15 protein-coding genes and 1 pseudogene are annotated in these 19,003 nt (G+C 26.7%); 11 read left to right on the top strand and 5 right to left on the bottom strand.

Annotated features, from left to right (window positions below):
- The 7 genes from JJC03_RS05615 to JJC03_RS05585 all read left to right on the top strand — a co-directional run bounded on the left by JJC03_RS05615 (position 1) and on the right by JJC03_RS05585 (position 7,795).
- Positions 1-1,146 carry a PAS domain S-box protein gene (locus JJC03_RS05615; protein ID WP_235874159.1) on the top strand — a complete coding sequence of 382 codons (1,146 nt, stop codon included), beginning with the start codon at positions 1-3 and terminating at the stop codon, positions 1,144-1,146.
- On the top strand, positions 1,086-1,937 hold the full coding sequence (locus tag JJC03_RS05610; protein WP_309597786.1) for a sensor histidine kinase: 852 nt from the start codon (positions 1,086-1,088) through the stop codon (positions 1,935-1,937). Before JJC03_RS05615 ends, JJC03_RS05610 begins: the two co-directional genes overlap by 61 nt.
- Positions 1,934-3,064, top strand: a complete 1,131-nt coding sequence (locus JJC03_RS05605; RefSeq protein ID WP_235874157.1) for an FIST signal transduction protein — start codon at positions 1,934-1,936, stop codon at positions 3,062-3,064. Before JJC03_RS05610 ends, JJC03_RS05605 begins: the two co-directional genes overlap by 4 nt.
- Positions 3,064-4,113 carry a sensor histidine kinase gene (locus JJC03_RS05600; RefSeq protein WP_088444814.1) on the top strand — a complete coding sequence of 350 codons (1,050 nt, stop codon included), beginning with the start codon at positions 3,064-3,066 and terminating at the stop codon, positions 4,111-4,113. Before JJC03_RS05605 ends, JJC03_RS05600 begins: the two co-directional genes overlap by 1 nt.
- Positions 4,097-4,414 (top strand): histidine kinase, encoded by a 318-nt coding sequence (locus JJC03_RS05595; protein WP_088400621.1) that lies wholly within the window; start codon positions 4,097-4,099, stop codon positions 4,412-4,414. Before JJC03_RS05600 ends, JJC03_RS05595 begins: the two co-directional genes overlap by 17 nt.
- 7 nt (positions 4,415-4,421) lie before the next feature.
- The gene (locus JJC03_RS05590; protein ID WP_374226245.1) at positions 4,422-5,042 is read left to right on the top strand and encodes a LytR/AlgR family response regulator transcription factor; all 621 of its coding nucleotides are present in this window, start codon (positions 4,422-4,424) and stop codon (positions 5,040-5,042) included.
- A gap of 221 nt (positions 5,043-5,263) precedes the next feature.
- Entirely contained in the window at positions 5,264-7,795 is a 2,532-nt protein-coding gene (locus tag JJC03_RS05585; RefSeq protein WP_258932359.1) for a DUF6923 family protein, read from the top strand.
- A 196-nt stretch (positions 7,796-7,991) separates the two neighbouring features.
- Here JJC03_RS05585 and JJC03_RS05580 read toward each other — a convergent pair whose 3' ends face one another.
- Together JJC03_RS05580 and JJC03_RS17445 are read right to left on the bottom strand one after the other, a co-directional pair.
- The gene (locus tag JJC03_RS05580) at positions 7,992-9,491 is read right to left on the bottom strand and encodes a tetratricopeptide repeat protein (protein WP_258932356.1); all 1,500 of its coding nucleotides are present in this window, start codon (positions 9,489-9,491) and stop codon (positions 7,992-7,994) included.
- A gap of 17 nt (positions 9,492-9,508) precedes the next feature.
- Positions 9,509-9,976, bottom strand: coding sequence for a tetratricopeptide repeat protein (locus JJC03_RS17445; protein ID WP_258932354.1), 468 nt, complete (start codon positions 9,974-9,976; stop codon positions 9,509-9,511).
- Between the two features lie 213 nt (positions 9,977-10,189).
- Between JJC03_RS17445 and JJC03_RS05575 the strand changes: the two genes are divergently transcribed.
- From JJC03_RS05575 to JJC03_RS05565, 4 genes are read left to right on the top strand one after another with little or no spacing between them, the layout of a single operon-like run.
- On the top strand, positions 10,190-10,492 hold the full coding sequence (locus JJC03_RS05575) for an STAS domain-containing protein (RefSeq protein WP_103714875.1): 303 nt from the start codon (positions 10,190-10,192) through the stop codon (positions 10,490-10,492).
- An 11-nt stretch (positions 10,493-10,503) separates the two neighbouring features.
- The gene (locus JJC03_RS18680; RefSeq protein WP_309597756.1) at positions 10,504-10,875 is read left to right on the top strand and encodes a hypothetical protein; all 372 of its coding nucleotides are present in this window, start codon (positions 10,504-10,506) and stop codon (positions 10,873-10,875) included.
- Positions 10,872-11,780: an MATE family efflux transporter gene (locus JJC03_RS05570; RefSeq protein WP_309597755.1), complete on the top strand. Its 909-nt coding sequence runs from the start codon at positions 10,872-10,874 to the stop codon at positions 11,778-11,780. The genes JJC03_RS18680 and JJC03_RS05570 overlap by 4 nt, the downstream gene beginning before the upstream one ends.
- A 48-nt stretch (positions 11,781-11,828) precedes the next feature.
- Complete coding sequence (locus tag JJC03_RS05565; RefSeq protein WP_088400611.1) at positions 11,829-13,004, top strand: glycosyltransferase; 1,176 nt, start codon at positions 11,829-11,831, stop codon at positions 13,002-13,004.
- Between the two features lie 93 nt (positions 13,005-13,097).
- Here the strand turns inward: JJC03_RS05565 and JJC03_RS05560 are convergent, their stop codons facing one another.
- The 3 genes and pseudogenes from JJC03_RS05560 to JJC03_RS05550 all read right to left on the bottom strand — a co-directional run bounded on the left by JJC03_RS05560 (position 13,098) and on the right by JJC03_RS05550 (position 18,846).
- Entirely contained in the window at positions 13,098-14,561 is a 1,464-nt protein-coding gene (locus tag JJC03_RS05560) for a glycoside hydrolase 5 family protein (protein WP_258932351.1), read from the bottom strand.
- The gene (locus JJC03_RS05555) at positions 14,545-15,762 is read right to left on the bottom strand and encodes a hypothetical protein (RefSeq protein WP_235874156.1); all 1,218 of its coding nucleotides are present in this window, start codon (positions 15,760-15,762) and stop codon (positions 14,545-14,547) included. The genes JJC03_RS05560 and JJC03_RS05555 overlap by 17 nt, the downstream gene beginning before the upstream one ends.
- Positions 15,759-18,846, bottom strand: a pseudogene (locus JJC03_RS05550) (hypothetical protein). The gene JJC03_RS05555 and the pseudogene JJC03_RS05550 overlap by 4 nt, the downstream one beginning before the upstream one ends.
- Positions 18,847-19,003: the final 157 nt, after the last annotated feature.

Here is a 19,003-nt window from a genome sequence, read left to right as displayed (position 1 = left end):
ATGAATAATATTCAATTCAATTTTAACGTAGAGGAGTTTAATTCAATTTTCCCTTTTCACATTTTAATTGATGACAAATTAAAAATCATAAGCTTAGGAAAAACATTAAATAAATTATTACCTGGAATTGAATTAAACACTTTTTTTGTAGAATCATTTAATTTCCAAAGACCCCATTTTGAAAATATTGATCTGAATAATTTTATTCAAACATTAGATCAATTAGTTATAATACACACAAATAACAAAAAGGTAATTCTTAGAGGTCAAATAAACCAACATGGAAAATATTATCTTTTTACAGGTTCTCCGTGGTTTAATTCTGTAAAAGAAGTAGTTGATAACAATCTAACATTTCAGGATTTTGCATTTAATGATCCGTTAATTGATCTATTACATGTTTTAAAAAATCAAGAAATTCAAAATCAAGAATTAAATGAATTAGTACTTAGAATCAATCAACAACAAAAAATACTTGAAAAAGACAAAGAAGAGCTTCAAGTTTTATCTTCTATTGCAAGAGTAAACCTCAACGCTGTTATTATTTGTGATAAAGAAGGAAAAATAGAATGGGTAAATGAGAGTTTTGAAAAAGTTACGGGATATAACAACCAAGAAGTTATTGGAAAAAAACCAGGTTCATTCCTCCAAGGTGAAGAAACAAATAAAGATACTATTGCTTATCTAAAAAAACAATTAACTCTTGGTGAACCATTTAACTGTGAAATATTAAATTACACGAAAAATAAAACAAAATATTGGGTCAGAATTCATGGTCAAGCCCTAAAAAATAACGACGGACAAATTATCAAATTTTTTGCTATAGAAGAAGATATTAGTAATGAAAAATCCTACCAAGAGGCTCTGAAGTATGAAAAAGAAAAATACAGTAGTATAATTGCTAATATGAATTTAGGACTACTTGAAGTAGATAATAACGACAGCATATTATTTTCAAATCAATCATTTCTCGATATGAGTGGTTATACTATAGACGAATTAATAGGTAAAAATGCCACTCAATTACTAGCAAATGACAATAGTAAAGCACTCTTAGCTAATCAAAATAATGCGAGAAAAAAGGAATCTCCGATTCTTATGAAGTACTGGCTAAAACTAAAAATGGAGATGATAGATATTGGGTAATTAGTGGAGGACCTAATTATGACTCAAAAGGAAACATAATTGGTTCAATAGGTATTCATTTAGATATAACTCAACAAAAAAATCTTGAATTACAAAAAGAACGATTACTACTTAGACTAAAAAAACAAAATCAACAACTTAATGACTATGCACAAATAGTTTCACACGATTTAAAATCACCTCTTAGGAGCATTCATTCATTAATTTCTTGGATCAAAGAAGATAATTTAAAAGAATTCAGCGAGCAAACTTTAAGCTATCTTGAAATGATTGAAAGCAAAGTTGAAAAAATGGATCATTTAATACAGGGAATTTTAACCTATTCTAAAATAGATACATTAGAAAGTGTATATGAAGAAGTTGATACAAATGAAATCGTTCAGAATACCATTCAAATAATACATATTCCAGAAAATGTTCAAGTTATAATAGCAAGTACTCTACCAACTATTACAGCTGACAGATATAGAATGCAACAATTATTTCAGAATCTAATTAGTAATGCTGTAACGTATATAGACAAACCTCTAGGAAAAGTAATAGTAGATTATGAAGATAACCATGATAGCCATTTATTTAGTATAAGTGATAATGGACCTGGAATAGCTCCTGAAAATCAAGAAAAAATTTTCACAATATTTCAATCCTTTACAAAACATGAGAAATCTACAGGAATAGGGCTATCTATAGTAAAAAAAATTATTGAAAACTATAAAGGTCAAATATGGCTTGAAAGCCAAGAAAATATAGGCACCACTTTTTTTATTAAAATTCCAAAAAAAATAACATGAAAATAATACAAGCATTTCTAGAAAAAGGCCTTGAATGGAATTATCAAACGAATAAACAAAAATTAAATCATCCTTTAGTTTTGGTTTTGGGTAATAGGCTGTTACTAGAAACTCCTGAAATTATTGAAAAAGTTAGAGAAGAATTTCCTTACGAACATTTAGTTTTTGGATCAACTTCTGGTGAAATTATTGATACTAAAGTTCTTGACCAAACAGTTCATGTAACAGCTATAGAATTTGAAAAATCCCATTTTATCATAAAAAATAAAAACATTCAAGATTATAATTTAGATGCTTATCTTCTTGGAAAAGAACTATCTAATAAAATACCAAAAGAAGGTCTTAAACACATACTAGTTATTTCGGAAGGTAGTTTCGTTAATGGTAGCTCATTGATAGCAGGTATTGAATCTGTAATATCTAATATTCCAATCTCAGGAGGTATTTGTGGTGATGATGATAAATTTCAAAAAACTCTAGCTTCTTATAAAGAAAACCCTAAAACAGGAGAAGTTATTTTAATTGGATTATACGGAGAAACATTAGATATATCAGTAGCTAGTTATGGAGGCTGGATTACATTTGGTCCTGAAAGATTAATTACAAAATCAACAGCTAACATATTGTATGAAATAGATGACAAACCAGCTCTAGAACTTTATAGAAAATATCTAGGAGACAAAGCTAATGAATTACCTAAAGCATCACTTTTATATCCATTATATGTAAAAGCAGAGAACAAAGAAAAAGCCGTAGTAAGAACGGTACTGAGTATAAATGAAGATAATAATTCTATGACTCTTGCTGGTGATGTACCAATTAACTCTAAAGTCCAATTAATGATGACATCAGTAGATGGACTTTCTGAAGGAGCTCTAAAAGCCGCGCAAGAAGCAATGAAAAATAGGATTAATAAACCAGAATTTGCTCTACTAGTAAGCTGTATTGGTAGAAAATTAGTAATGGATCAAAGAGTCGAAGAAGAAATTGAAGAAGTAAAAAAAACAATTGGAAATCAAACATTTATAAGTGGTTTTTATTCTTATGGAGAAATAGCTCCTTTTGGGAAAAACTCAAACTGTGAGCTGCACAATCAAACAATGACTTTAACTTTAATAAGTGAATAATGAATTCTCTACTGAGTAGACAAATAGATAAATATTTAAAAAAAGAGGGTACGGAGTTATTAATAAATCAGGATTTTATTAATGCCATTAATGACTCATATAATAATTATGATGAGCAATTAAAAATGTCTCAAAGAGCTATGAAAATAAGCTCTGATGAATTATATGAAGTGAATGACAAACTAAGACTTGAAACAATTAATTTAAAAGAGATTAATAAAAACCTTGAAGAGATTATTAATTCAATGGCTATTAAATCTACACTAAACGAAATAGAAAATGAAAAAGACCTTGTAGAAAAATTAAAAAAACAAACGATAGAAATTATTTCAATAAATAAACAAAGAGAAGCCTTATTAAAAGATCTAGAAGAACAAAATCAAGAATTAAATGAGTATGCTCATGTAGTTTCTCATGATCTCAAAGCTCCTTTACGAAATATACATACATTAGTAAGTTGGTTTATTGAAGATAATAAAGACCGTATAGGAGATGATTGCTTAAATTCTCTCAATTCTGTATTAGTTAATGTAGAGAAAATGGACTTGTTAATCAAAGGTATTTTAGAATATTCTACTATTGATAAACTAGAAACGGGTGACAGACTTGTTGATTTTAATATACTCTGTGAAGAAGTTCTAAAAACTTTTCATGTTTCATTGAATACAAAAGTTCATTTATCTGAAAACCTTCCAAAAATATACGGAAATACTATTCGATTCAAACAAATTTTCCAAAATCTCATAGAAAATGCCTTAAATTCAATTAATAAAGAAAACGGTACTATTGAAATAGGTTATGAAAATAAAAAAGAAGATCATTTATTTTATGTAAAAGATAATGGAAAAGGAATTAGTCCAATATATTTTGATAAAATCTTTAATGTTTTTACAAAATTAGAAAGTAACAACAAATCATCAGGTATAGGTTTATCTATCGTTAAAAAAATTGTACAATTTTATAATGGTACAATTTGGGTAGAAAGCCAAGAAAATGAAGGTGCAACATTTTATTTTACTTTACCTAAATTATATGGAAAATCCAAATGAAAACTATATCAGACAATTATCAGGAGATAATACTGATTTTCGAGCAAAAATTATTACGATTATAAAAGAAGAATTTCCTGAAGAAACTAGTATTTACAAAGATCATATAGACACTAAAAACTTTCTACAAGCAGCTTCATCTGTTCATAAACTTAAACACAAAATTTCTATTTTAGGAATGGAAAAAAGTTATTATATTGCTGAAGAGTTTGAGAAAAATTTATTGGAAAAATCAACAAATTTACAGATAGAATTTGAAGCTATTTTAAAGACTATGCAAGAATTTATTGATCAATTATGATATAAAAATGAATTGTATTATTGTCGATGATGAAACTTTAGCAAGAACCATAATTTATCAAATGGTTTCTAATTATTCAGAAATTAATGTAGTTGAAGAATTTTCTAATGCAATTCAAGCAATGAAATATTTAAATCAAAACTCAGTCGATCTTATATTTCTTGATATTCATATGCCCGATTTTACAGGTTTTGATTTTATACAAACAGTTAAAAATCCTCCAAAAATAATTTTAATTACTTCTGATAAAAATTATGCAATAGAAGCTTTTGAATACGACTGTATTGTAGACTATATTGTAAAACCTATAACTCAAGCACGTTTTGATAAAGCTATTCAAAAATTAAAATCTTCATTAGTAACACAAGATCATATAATATCCTCAATTGAAAGCTCTACTAAAATTCAAGATCAATCTAATGACTTTTATATAAACATTGATAGACGACTTATAAAAATTAATTTTCAATCCATTAACTTAATAGAAGCCAAAGGTGATTATATATTAATTAAAACAGAAAACAAAAACTATACTGTTCACTCAACACTTAAAAAAATTGAAGACAAGCTTCCAAATGATTTATTTCTAAAAGTACATCGTTCTTTCATAATTAATGTAAAAAGATAATAGATATAGAAGATAATAGTGTGCTTATAGGCAAAGAAGTAATACCTGTTAGTCGTTCAAATAGACCTGAATTAATGAACAGACTAAATTTACTTTAACATTATTAAATATTCATCTATAGATAATTACATTTTATCTATACTTTATATACAACAAACAAAAATCAAATTTAATCACTGATCTTATTTCTAACTTTACTAACAAATTAAAACAGTAAGGTTATGAAAAATAGTGTTTTATCATCAGTAAAATATGGATTAGCAGTTATTTTAAGCCTTGCTAATCTATCTTCATTTAGTCAAAATCAGCCTTTTAATTGTGATTATAATGCTTACCTGTTTCAAATGAATGATTTATATGCCATAAATCTAGCATCAGGTACTGCAACCTTAATTGCTACTGATATTACTCCTGGTACAATTAATGCGGCGGGATATAATCCTACTGATGGTTATATGTGGGGCTCTTTAAGCACTCCTGCAAATACCATTGTAAGAATAGGAGCTGATTTTCAAACTACTTCGTATTATATACCTGAATTACCTATAGGTAATAGATTTGTTGGAGACATTCGTTCTGATGGAGTTTATTTCTTAAAAATAGGCAGCTTTATCTATCAAATAGATATTAATCCTAATTCTGCTACTTATGGACAGTATATCACTTCTTACCCACTCAGTGCTTCTATAAATGTTTATGATTGGGCTTTTAATGCAGCTGATGGATACTTATATACTGTAGAAAAAAGTACAAATATTTTATATAGGATTACTCCTTCAACTGGAGCTGTACAAAATTTAGGTGAAGTCCCTATCATGGCAGGATTAAATTATACTTATGGTGCAGTCTATTTTGATGTAGATGGTAACTTTTATGTTTCATCAAACGATACTGGCACTATTTATATTATAAGAGCTGTACAAAACTTAACAGGTTCAAACATAATTAATTCTAACTTATTTGCTTTTGGCCCATCCAGTTCTAGTAATGATGGAGCTCGTTGTCCTACAGCTGCTGTATTACAAGAAAATTGTTCAAACGGCATTGACGATGATGGTGATGGATTAGTAGATTGTGATGATCCTTCTTGTTCTGGAACTGGCTCTTGTCCTGTTGTAGATGAAACTTCAGGGGGTAATAATGGTGGTTTAGAAAGTAACAATAGATTAGGAGATATTATTAATAAACGTAACTATAACCGAGTTAAAACAAATTATAGTTTTGATCGCAACAAAGCTGCTAGAGTAGAAAAAAATGCACGTTACGCAAGTAAAAATGCTAACTTTACTCTCCAATCTTTTATACCATTACAAGTAATTAACGAGGACGTTGTTATTGAATCAACTCCTTTTGATTTAACACAAATTACAAACGCAACAGATATTTATGCTGTAGATTATATAAAAAACAATAAAACTATTGGAAGCATAATTGCAATCAAAACAAATAATAGCGTTTACGAACATACTAAATACATCTGTGATCGTTTATTGGGTGCTGAAATTCTATCTGTTTCCACTATACAATTAAATGAACAAAATTTTATTCGATCTATTTTAAAAAATGCTGATGGAAATATTGAATACTCCATAAGCTTAGCCGCTAGATTAACTAATAATGAAAATAACTTTTCAATAGATAGTCATTGGAATCTAGATAAATATCAACGAAATGCAGATTATTATAATTTTCAAATCTGGACAAACTCTCTAGATAATTTATACAAATTAGGTTCTGAGTTACTCACACTAATAAATAATCAAAAAACAATTATAGAATATAATGTATCTAATCCACCTACTGTATTTGTTAAAAAAGGTAAATATTCTAACGGAAAACTATATTTAGACATCATCAATCCTTCTGGTTTACAAACTGTAGATTTTGATGGTGGAAAAAGACTTTCTGAAACCTCTTCTTTTGAAAATTTTACTACAAATGTTAATTTGGATAAAAAGTTTTTAGTACAACATGATTATCCTATTGGCTCTCTATTTGATGTAGGGATGAGAATAGGTAAAAACACACCTGTACCAGACGATTTATTTTTATCTGATGGTCCATGGGGATTAGATAATTCTGCTAAAGGAACAACGATCTTAAATTATCAAATAAAACCTAATAGCTATGAAGTTTTAAGTAATGAGTTTCCTATTGAACGAAATGTAAGCTTAAATGCTAAAGTAACTAATTATGTAAGCGTATATCGTGCTTTGACTCCAAGATTTAAAGCCGTTGATTTATCTGACTATAACAGTTTTAAATTTAAAGCGAAAGGGAATGGTAATTTAGAAATTCGTTTTATAAAAGCTAGTATCTCAAACTGGGAAAGTCAACCTTATACTACTGTGAGATTATCAGATAATTGGAGAGAATTTAATTTATCTATATCGTCTTTGATTAATCCTTCTAGCACTGTAAAATTAAATGATGTCAAAACAATAGTTTTTATTATGTCTACAACTAATGGTCAGGAAGTTATAAAAGAATTAACTCTTGAAAATATTCGATTCTCAAAAGAAAGAGCTTTAATAAATGATGAATCATCAGAGGTTGCAATCTATCCTAATCCAGTAAATAACGAAGCGACGATTCAGTTTATAGCAAACGAAACTGGCAACACAAAAGTAGAAGTGTTAGATCAATTAGGAAAAATTGTACTCCAATTTGATGTGAATACAAACGCAGGATTTAATTCTATTCCTCTATCTAAAAAGAATTATCAAAAGGAATGTATCTTTGTAAAGTTATAAATACTAACAATGAATATAAAACTACTAAATTATTCGTTAATTAACATATAATAAAGCTGTTCAAAAAGTACAAATAAAAGTCTTTTATTACTTCTATATTAAAGATGGATTTCATAATAAATATGATATATTTTTTATCTGTAAAAAACAAAGGAAGTAACAAAATGAAATAAATGTCTTTTTTGAACAGCTTTTTTTAATTTAAAGATTTTGAAAATAACCACTTTAATCCTAAACCTATTTCAGTATACGTAAACCCAGCAGCTGTACTTGATGCAATATTACTCTTTAATCCATAAATATGTAAATTTAAACGAGAACTAAATTTATACCCCATTTTACCTTGTAATCTATAAGTAAGCTGGTTTCTATTATCCTCTATAAATTGTGTCCCTCCTGCCATAATAAAATGATAATACATCCCTTTTGTTTCAATAGATTTATCATCTTTAATTATATCTGCAAAAACTTCATAAGTATTAAATCTTAAAGGACTAAAATAAAAAAGAGGTTTTTGTTCGCTAAAACTTATAAATTGGTAATTAATTCCTGTTTTTATAGTAGGTTTTGATAAGACTGTGTAATATACTGATGCAAATAAAAGATTTCGATTATTACGATCACTTTGTTTTGTTTTAAAATACTGAAAGAAACCTCCCAAATTAAAATTTGTTGCAACACTATAATTCATATACAAATGATTATTTACAATTTTTTTATCCATTAATTCAGCATTAAAATTTTGAATTTCACGTAAATATCCTCCTTCAACCTCTTGAAGTTTAAAAGGTTTTAACTTTAGTGAAACTTGTGCTAAAAATTGATTATAATCTTGTGAAAATGAATTTATCGTGGTTAATCCTCCTAAAGCATTTAAATTTAATTTAGGTAATAACTCGTAATTAATACCAACCATAAAGTCATTAGAATATGCTAATTGATCATGAATAGTGCTTTTTGTTTTTCTATAACTATATTTTCCTATTAAAGAAGTTTTTAAATTAATAGGATAATTCAAAATTGTTGAAGAAGAAATTGCGGTATTCTTATTGTTATCAAATGAATAACTTATTTTTTCTTCAATAGATGGTCTAAATTTATCTTTTAATTTATTTAGTAAATTATTAGCATCTTGTTGACCTTCAAAGAGGGTTAATGTCTTATGTATTGCTTTATAAGCTTCTTCAATTTGATTATTTGCATAATAGGCATTAGCAATTCCTAAGTTTCCATCAAATGAAATTGAATCTTTTAGTAAAAGATTTTTATATTCACTAATTGCCTCTAAAAAATCACTTTTATAAACGTTTAACATAGCTTGAAGTGCAATACTTTGAGCATTTTTTTGTGTTTTTATTTTAAAATCATCAATTTCAGTTTGTGCTTTCTTATATTTTTTATTCCAAATTAATGCTTGTATATATCTTTCAGTAGTTTGATTACTTAATGAAATATCTGAAGATTTATCTGATTTTTGTTTGGCTTTAATAGCCAAACGTAATGCTTTTTTTTCATTATTGTCTAAATGATTTACTAAAGATAATCCGTTAAAAGATTGTATAGAATCTTTTTGATTTTTATTTATTTGAGAATATGTGGCTTTGGCATTTGAATAATCTTTTTTTATTAACAATAAATTTGCTTTATTAAGAAGTGTTTCTGTATCGTCTGAATGATCTATTAAATTATCATCCAAAAGTTTTAAGGCCTCTCCTATTTGATTTTTTTTGATAATTGATCTGCATAACCTAATCGTATATATTTTCTTGAAATTAGTCCGTTTGGATTATTTTGGGAAATTTCTAATGCTTGATTTACATATGATAATGCTTTTTCATATTCCCGTAAATTAGATAAGCAATTAGCATATCCTAAAACGGCAGGAAAACTTTTTGAATTTAAAGTAATTAAATTTTCATAATATCCTCTTCCATCTATAAATTTCTTATTCCATAATAATGATTCTGCATAATTTAATTTTATTTCAAAATCGTTAGGATATTCAATCAAAAGTTTTTCAAACAAATTCATAGCTTCTTGAGGATTGTTATTAAGTCCAACAGCTCTTGCATAACAAATCCTAGCGGTTTTATTCTGTGAATCATTTTGAAGTATTTCTCTAAAAAACATTTCTGCTTTTTGAAATTCTCCTTTTTCAAGATAATTAAAACCAACTCCCATTTCTTGTGAAAAACAATGACAGGTAAAAATAAAAACACTGATATACTTTATAAAATTTAGCATAGATATAATGTATTATATCACTAAGTTAATCATAATTCATCGTAATTTAAACTAAAGGAAAACGTTATTCGTCGAAAAATAGTTTCTTTCTTTTTTGCTATTTAGAAATTTGTAAAATAAACGGAGTATCAAACTTTAAAATCATCAATTATGTCACTTAAAATTACTTGCAATTCAGGAGTTTATGAAATAAATGGAAATATGGGGGCACAAAATGTAAGCTCTGTAGTAAATTATTTCAATTCATTAATAGGAACTCATCCTAAACAAATTCAAATTTTATTTGAAAAAAATCAAGAAATTGATAGAACGTGTGTAAGAGCATTATATTCATTATATAAAAAAGCAATTGCAGAACATGTCGTTTTTCAAATATTTTCAAAAAGTAAAAAAATTGAAAAGATGTTTAAAGATGAAAAAATTAACCATATCTTAAGAAAAGTAAACTTGTGAAAAAATATATAATGAAAGCACTATTATTAAATAAAACCTTTTTATCATCACTTACATTGAGTAAGGACAGGTACTTTATGTTTGTGATGCTTATTGTAAATTTAGGAAACTATTTTTATAACTTAGTTTTAGGAAGGATACTAGGACCTCAAATTTTTGCTGATACGGCAATTTTAATTACCCTTTTATTAGTTTTATCATTTATAGGTATGACTTTTCAAATTGCAACAACTAAGTTTACGGTTACTTTACAAGAAGGGGACCGTGATGCTTTGATCGTTTTCTTTAATAAAATTGCCATTTTTTTAGGTATTATAATAGGTCTTTCATTTTTTCTTTTTCAAAAAATCTACAAGAGCTATTTCAAACAGAAACAGCATTGATGTTTGTAATTTTTGGTTTTGCAATTCCTTTTTATTTTTTAATGAGTGTAAAACGAGGAATAGAGCAAGGTAAAAGTTATTTTTATAATTTATCTAAATCCTATTTATATGAAATGTTAAGTAGGTTAATCGTTACCTATGTATTCCTATTTGCTTTTCCAGAGATAGCGATATCAAATGTTGTAGCATTAGGTATTTTTATATCAATAATTTGTGGTTTATTCCCTTACAAAAAAATTGAATTAAAAAAATATTTTCAGATTACTAAAACATCATCTTGGATTTGTGAAGTACGGTTATTTTTTATAATAACTGCTTTTTATGAATTTACTCAAATTATTATTAATAATAGTGATATAATTTTAGTTAAGCATTATTTTCCAAATTATGAAGCGGGATTATATTCGTCAATTGCATTAATAGGTAGAGTCATTTATTTCGTCTCTTGGATGTTTATAATGCTCTTATTACCTAAGGTAATTTTATTAAAAAAGCAAGGAAAAGAAACAAGAGGTGTATTATTTAATTATGTTTTTTATATAATCATATTGTCCTTTTTAATCATAGTTTTTTCTGCTCTTTTTTCAAAAGAAATTTTATTAATAATGTTTGGACAAAAATATTTAGTAATCGCTTCTATCTTATGGAAATATGCCCTAGCTACTACGATTTTTGTTATTGCAAATCTTTTAACATATTACTATTTATCCATAAATAATTATATACCTGTTTTTATTTCGGCTTTTTTTGGATGTATTCAAGTTATATTAATTACTTTTTACCATCAATCTCTAAATCAAGTTGTCCATGTTCAGATAGTTACTATGCTTTTTTTACTATTATTTCAAGTGATTTATTCATTAGTTAGTGTTAAATTTAAAGTCATTAAATCAAATAATATATAAATATTTTTTATTAACACAAAGTGATTAAAAACTAAAGTAAAACAAACTATGAAACTAGCAGTTATAACATCTTTTCCTCCTAGTAAAGTTACGCTTAACGAATATGGCTATCATTTAGTGAAAAATTTTGTTCAAAAAGAGGAAGTTTCTGAACTAATCTTGATGTGTGATAAGACCAATGAAGCTAAACAGCTTGATTTTGATCATTATGAAAAAGTAAAAGTCAATGAATGTTGGTCATTTAATAGTTACAAAATTATTTTTACTATTTGTAAAGCTGTTATAACTAGTAAACCTGATGCTATTTTATTTAACCTCCAATTTGTAAAGTTTGGCGATAAGAAAATACCTGCTGCATTAGGATTATTATTACCTTTTATTTTACGAATATTAGGATTTAAAACAATGGTATTAATGCATAATATCTTAGAACAAGTAGATTTAGACACTGCTGGTTTTACAAAAAACAAATTGATGCAAAATATTTATAACGCCATAGGAAGTAGTTTAACTTTTTTTATTTTAAAATCAAATAAGGTTTCTGTTACTATAAATAAATATGTTGAAATCTTAAAATCTAAATATAAGGTAAATAATGTAATTTTAATCCCTCATGGTTCATTTGAAACTATCTCTAAACCTAATTTTGATTTACCGTCAGGACCAAGAAAAATAATGGCTTTTGGAAAATTTGGAACCTATAAAAAAGTTGAAATTTTAATTGAAGCTCTACAAGAAATTAGAAAAATCTATAATGACCCCATAGAAGTCGTAATTGCGGGTACTAACAGTCCTAATACACCAGGATATCTTGAAAATATTCAAAAAAAATATTCAGATATAAAAGGCCTAATTTTTACAGGTTATGTTCAGGAAAATGATGTAGAAAAAATTTTTACAGAAAGTACTGTAGTTGTTTTTCCTTATACATCAACTACTGGTAGTTCAGGAGTATTACATCAAGCCGGAAGTTATGGTAAAGCTGTTGTATTGCCTAATTTAGGAGATTTAGCTTTACTTATAGAAGAAGAAGGGTATAAAGGAGAGTTTTTTGAATCAGAGTCTGTTGAATCACTCACAAAAGCGATCCATAAAATTTTAAAAGATGATAACTATCGAAAAGAACTAGCATACAATAATTATAAGGTAGCTAGTACTTTAACAATGGATAAAATAGCTGATAAATATTTATATGAAATAAACCAATTAATTAATACTGTATAAAAAATTTAATGTGATAGGAATAAAAAAGAAGGTTTCTTTTTACCACTTTTATCAATAAAACCAAAGTTTTTTTGTTTATTTTCTATCCAAAACTTATTCCCAAAAAATAAAATCAGGCACAGTAGAAAAATCATAAAGAGTCCAAGAAATAAATGAAATATCGTTCCCCTTAAAATATTCTTGCATTTCTTTATGATATTTTGCCTGATTTTCTTTAGAATTACCAAACCAGTTCCAAAAATTTTTATTTGATGATAATCCAAATTCCTCCAATATTACAGGTTTGTTAACTGCTTTTACTAATCCATGATACGTTTTTAAAAAATTACTAGGATTATCATAATAATGAAAGGAAATAAAATCTACTTTATTTTTAAGTATTTCTGCAGACTCTCTATTAGAATAACCAATTGTTACCAAATGTTTTGTATCTAATTCTTTTATTAGATCAATCATATTTTCTAACCAAGGGATAACATTTTGTTTTTTTCTATTCTCAAAATCTAAATTAGGTTCATTTTTTATATCCCAAGCCAGAATATTTTCAAATTCAATACATTCCATAATAATTTTTTCAGCATGACGATGGGTTAATGTCCAGCTTTCAACGGAATAATCAGTATAAAAATCAAATAAGGTTACAATTACAAATAAATTATTGCTTTTTGCAATTTTTATAATTTGTTTTAACCTATCTAATCTATCTTTTTTTATTTCTGCTTTTCCAAAATCTTCATATGGAACAAAAATTCTAATTGTATTCAAATTAGCATTTTTTATAATTTTAAAGTCTTTTTTAATAGCTATAGAATCATATTTTTTTCCGTACATATCCCAAGGAGAATCTTTAGGATAGTAGTTAATCCCTTTTATTTTAAAAGGGATTCCTGATTTATAAATCTTTTTATTTTGAATAGTAAAAATTCCGTTCTCTTTTAGAATTTTATTTTCTGGCTCTTTCTTCATTTTTAGTAAATGCCTGACTCTCCAGTAACCATCTTCTAATAATAAGATCACTTTATACAAAGAGGTATCTTTAACTGAAGCAATAAATTTATCATTCTGATAAACATTTTGAAATTCAACAACATTTTTATCTGTTATAACAACTTGCTGTCCATCTTCGCTATAAAATTCTAATTTTAAATTATGTTTTAAAGTAGTATTATCTACTGTAATCTTTTGGGATCTATTTTCGCTTACTACTTTAATCAATTGATTGTAACTATTTTGAGTAAAATAATCAGCTAATCCTTCTTTTCTATTTTTATTTAAAGCGTTATTCCGTACATACCATGAAAATAAATAATGTTTTTCTATTTTCTTAACCGTTTGAGGTTCTATTTCTCTACCTTCATTTTCATTTTTTTCCCATGTAACTTTGGGAAGGTAAGTATTTATAGGTTCTTTATCTAAATGAAGCATAGTAGTCCTGTCTGCCCCTGAATTCATAAAGGCAATTATAGAACTTAATCCATATAATATTAATAAGTTGAGCAAAATAAAAGAGCTTATTAAAATGAAACGATAACTATTTTTATTATTTATAATTGGCATATAAAATTTTCTGTGTTTTTATTGTCTTCCCTAAAACGGATATCTCAAATGAATAGGCATCAGGCCTAAATTCCTCTTCTTGGAAATTAAAATTACTAATACCTTTAAAAGTATTTTCTATAATTTCTGCAACTAACTTATTTTTTCTATATACTTTAACTGTAACGGTAATTCCATCAGGAATTAATTGATGCATGTAACTTTTTATAGGTCCTACTTGTAAGTATCGATTACGAATAAAACTATAAGGTATCTCTGCTGTAATTTCCTTATAATTAATATTAATAACATTACTTTCTGCCATACCATCTACAAAAGCTTTTATTTTGTAGTTTTCTTTATGGTCAGGATGTAATATTTGAGCTGTAGCAATGCCATTTAAGGTATTTCCTTGTGTAGTAAGGTATGTCCCGTTTTGACTAGATATCAAAAAATTCACTTGTGTAGCATCACTAATTAAATTTCCATACTTATCTTTTATTATACTTGTATATAAACTTGTTATTTGATTTCCATCGGCAAAAGAATGTCTTCTTGAATAATTTATTAAAAAGTTAGTTGGAATATTTGGAAATATAATAGCTTCAAATTCTTTTGATATAGATGTTTTAACCATAGCTGATAAAAATATCTTACCGGACTTTGTTGGTGCAAATATATTTTTCCAAGCTATCAAGTTCTTTGTTAGCACTATATTATTTTGAATATTATCAAAGAAATTTTCTTTATAATTTACGCTTGTATTTGTTGGTAAAGGATTATCATAAATATCAGAGGGTATTGTAACAAACATTACAAAATGAGGAGGTCCTGCTAAAGTACTTGGAGGACCTAAATAAGATTCTAAAGGTTTTTGAGAAATAATAGAAGGGTAAATTTCAGTATTTCCTTTTAAGAGTACAACTTCATCATGTATAAGAAACCATGAAATATTTCCTGTTTTTTTTGTGTAAATTTCTGGTATTTCAAAATGTAATAAATGACCTTTTTTCTTTCCAGATAAAATTGTTTTTCCATATGAATGGTTAATAAAAAGTTGACTATTATCAGGAGCTATAAATTGAAAATAAAGCTTCTTACCTGCTTCACTTTTTATTATTGGATTAAGACATAAATATTTTTTAGTGGTATTATACCAATTAGTAAACCCACAAAATAGGACGAAAATAATGAAAACAAGAATATTTTTTTTTTGTTTCATAACCTTGGATTACCAATAAAGTTATTAAAATTAATTTTAATAAACGAAAATCCTTTTCCTTCTATTTTCTGCAGTTGATTTAATTCATTTCCATTATTTTTTTCAAAAACGGATCGAGCAATAGATTGATTTGAGATACCATTTATAAAACAGTTTTTAATATTTGAGTTAATAATTTTTATCTTAGTTAAATCTAATAATTTATAATCAAAATATTGTTTTCTTTGAATACGTATACCTTCATTTATAAAATTGTGATCTACATAAATGAGTTCTTTTTTATCATTATAATACGAAATGATTAATTCCGAAATTGTAACTTCCTGTGTTCCAAAGTTAAAAAGAGATCCTTTTATTCTTCCTTTTTCTTTTTCTAAATCATTTAATGCTACAGAATTATATAAATCAGTAGTAACAACATTCCCTTCTCCATGTAGATTAAAACTAACTGGTTTTGATTTAAAATATTTTGGTGAAAATTGATCCGGATTAAAAGTTTTAGGTTTAACGTCTGTATTTTTTAGCCAAGCAATTTCTTCAAATTCTATTTTAAAAGGAGTAGTTTCTTTAGGATTTAATTTATGTTTTATAGTGTATTTTGAATTAAAAGAAGCAACCATAATCTCCTCATGATCATATAGGTCTGCTTTTAAAATAACATCGGCTGGAACATTATCAATATTTTGAAGTTTTCCTATAATCTCAAATCGGTTATTTCTTTCTATAAGTGAAGCTGAAATTATTTCTAGGTCAGGTTGTCTTAAAACATCTTCGTGATAGGTTTGTTGAGTTGTTATTCTTCTTCGTCCTTGTTTATAAAATTCTGTTTGATTAGTACTAAAAAGTTCATCAGGAGGTATATCTGTATCTTTATTTTCGGGGATTATATACCACTTTCCATTTTTTTTATTCACAAAATGAATAAATGTTTTATAAATCATTTTTAAAGGAGTAACCCATTTTGTTTGTGCAATAACTTTAGCATTTTTAGGTCCTGTAAATACTGTATTAACTGCTATAGAATCTAGTTTTGCATATGAATTTATAATACCATCTCTTACAGAAATTTCAAGCATAAACTGTGAAAATGGATATCCTTTTTTAGGAAGTGTTAAATTATATGCTGCTCTAAAATCTTTATGATCTAGATCATTATAATATGATTTAACCACATTTTGAGGACTCAATTGTTTACCTATATCTCTATATAACAAGTATAAACTAATTAAAATGATTAAGGAAAGTAAAATTCCCCAATAGTGCAGGATAGATACTAACTTTTTATTAAATACATTATAATGTAATTTATACTCCTTAAAATTTGTTAAACTCTTATTATTCGTTTTTAAAGCTTGTATCCATATCATTTGTATGTTTAGCACAAAAGCAATAATGATAGTAATCATAGGTATAATACCCCACATTAGTTTTAAATAATTAGGAATATCATCTTTAGGTAAAATTTTTGAGAGGGGTTTTACGCTTATTTTCTCCCATACCATAATTCCATTTTCTAATAAACCTATTCTATGCCAACCACAGTAATAAAGTATGGGATCATAAAATTTATCATTTGAAAATATATATTTTAGATTATATTTTTCTGGAACAGTAAGAAATTGTTGCAAAGAACCAATACCTTCCAAACCTCTAAATTTAGAGTTTTCTAAACGTTCTACTGCTCTAGAGGTTAATTCTGGAAGACGTCTTGCAGAATGATAGTTTCCATCAACAGTCATTGCTCTCGTTAAGGTTGACAAATAAGCCATTTGATCACCGAAGCCTAATGGTAAAAATCGCCATTGATCATGTTGATCTTGATTTAAAAAATTTACAATGGGCTGCATGTCAATTTTTTTAGGCTGTAAGGGTCTTAAATTACTTAATGTAATGGTAAAAATTGCTAAAAAAATGATACCACCAGCATATAAACCTATAATAAATTTATGGTATACACTACCATATTTATTTTGTATAGCTTTTTTAAGATCTCCTTCAATTAGTCTATATATAAATTCACCAAACATAGGCAAACACATAATACTTGCCCAAAATGTAAATCGGTCTAGTGTTAAAATATTAAATGCGTTAGCACCTAAAATTTTAATTGGTAAAGGAGTTGTACCACCTGTCCCTAGTAAACTAAGCATTGCTAGTGAAAATCCAAAAAACAAATATCGTTTTGAATAGAATCTGTAAAAAACATAAGGTAAAACAAACAATAATATACCCCAAGGTATTACAAAAAGACTAATCCTGACGAAGTAACTTCAATAAAGTTATCTCGACTTCCGTGAGGAATTGGAACTTGGGTAATTGGATTCTTCTTAGAATTTATCCAATAAGGTAAAATACATATAATAATAAGTATAATAACACTTACACAAAATAAAATAATCCTTTTTAATAATTTAAACAGTGTCTTAAGAAAAAGTTTAATTTTAATTTCTTCAAATGATTGTGTTGATTCCCGCGCTTTATCAATAACAGTCATTCCTATAAGAGGGGCTATAAAGAAAACCATACCAAATATAGGAGTAACATGATGTGAACAAACTGTTACTGCTATTAATGATAACGCATTAAAATAATGTTTAATTTGCCCTCTTCTAATGTATAAATAAATTTCAGGTAAAGAGTGCATTAAAATTGAAATTCCAATTATACTCGGTAGTTGACCAAAAATATGCAAAGCTTCAACAAAAGAAGATGAAACTACTGCAATTATTGATGCGTATCCAGCCACAAATCTATTATTGGATATAAGTAATGAAAATCTATAAACACCAGTAATAAATAATACTACACCTACAATAGCAATTAAGAATAAGCTAAATTTTAAGTCTAATACAAAAGAAAGTAACCCGATACATTGATGAACTAATGGAGGATAACTCATTACATTAAAACCTGTATACCAACTATAATTCCAAGGTTCAAACCAATTTTGTGCATAGTGGTTACCAAAAAAAGGTGAATTAGTGCATCATAGGTATTCTCTAAAGTGAAAAATATTGCACTCCCATGAAAAATTACCCCAATTAAAAGAGCTGAAATAAGATATTTATTGGACGGTTCTCTCACATTATTATGAATAAAACTTGTATTGTAAATGTAATGGCAAAAATTAATTTTTAGAAATATTGCATCGTTATAAATTAACCATTCGTCGAAACAAATATTCGTATTTGTCTAAAATAGTAAAAATGAAGATTTATTAGACTTAATTTAGTACTATAAT

The sequence above is a fragment of the Flavobacterium oreochromis genome (assembly GCF_019565455.1).
Classification (GTDB): Bacteria; Bacteroidota; Bacteroidia; order Flavobacteriales; family Flavobacteriaceae; genus Flavobacterium; species Flavobacterium oreochromis.
The sequence above is the reverse complement of the archived record's forward strand: the minus strand, read 5'-3'. Positions and strand labels throughout refer to the sequence as shown.

Coding starts and splice junctions, on each gene's coding strand:
- JJC03_RS05615 (WP_235874159.1), top strand. CDS start 1: ATGAATAATATTCAATTCAATTTTAACGTAGAGGAGTTTAATTCAATT.
- JJC03_RS05605 (WP_235874157.1), top strand. CDS start 1,934: ATGAAAATAATACAAGCATTTCTAGAAAAAGGCCTTGAATGGAATTAT.
- JJC03_RS05600 (WP_088444814.1), top strand. CDS start 3,064: ATGAATTCTCTACTGAGTAGACAAATAGATAAATATTTAAAAAAAGAG.
- JJC03_RS05595 (WP_088400621.1), top strand. CDS start 4,097: ATGGAAAATCCAAATGAAAACTATATCAGACAATTATCAGGAGATAAT.
- JJC03_RS05590 (WP_374226245.1), top strand. CDS start 4,422: ATGAATTGTATTATTGTCGATGATGAAACTTTAGCAAGAACCATAATT.
- JJC03_RS05585 (WP_258932359.1), top strand. CDS start 5,264: ATGAAAAATAGTGTTTTATCATCAGTAAAATATGGATTAGCAGTTATT.
- JJC03_RS17445 (WP_258932354.1), bottom strand. CDS start 9,976: ATGGGAGTTGGTTTTAATTATCTTGAAAAAGGAGAATTTCAAAAAGCA.
- JJC03_RS05575 (WP_103714875.1), top strand. CDS start 10,190: ATGTCACTTAAAATTACTTGCAATTCAGGAGTTTATGAAATAAATGGA.
- JJC03_RS18680 (WP_309597756.1), top strand. CDS start 10,504: ATGAAAGCACTATTATTAAATAAAACCTTTTTATCATCACTTACATTG.
- JJC03_RS05565 (WP_088400611.1), top strand. CDS start 11,829: ATGAAACTAGCAGTTATAACATCTTTTCCTCCTAGTAAAGTTACGCTT.
- JJC03_RS05560 (WP_258932351.1), bottom strand. CDS start 14,561: ATGCCAATTATAAATAATAAAAATAGTTATCGTTTCATTTTAATAAGC.
- JJC03_RS05555 (WP_235874156.1), bottom strand. CDS start 15,762: ATGAAACAAAAAAAAAATATTCTTGTTTTCATTATTTTCGTCCTATTT.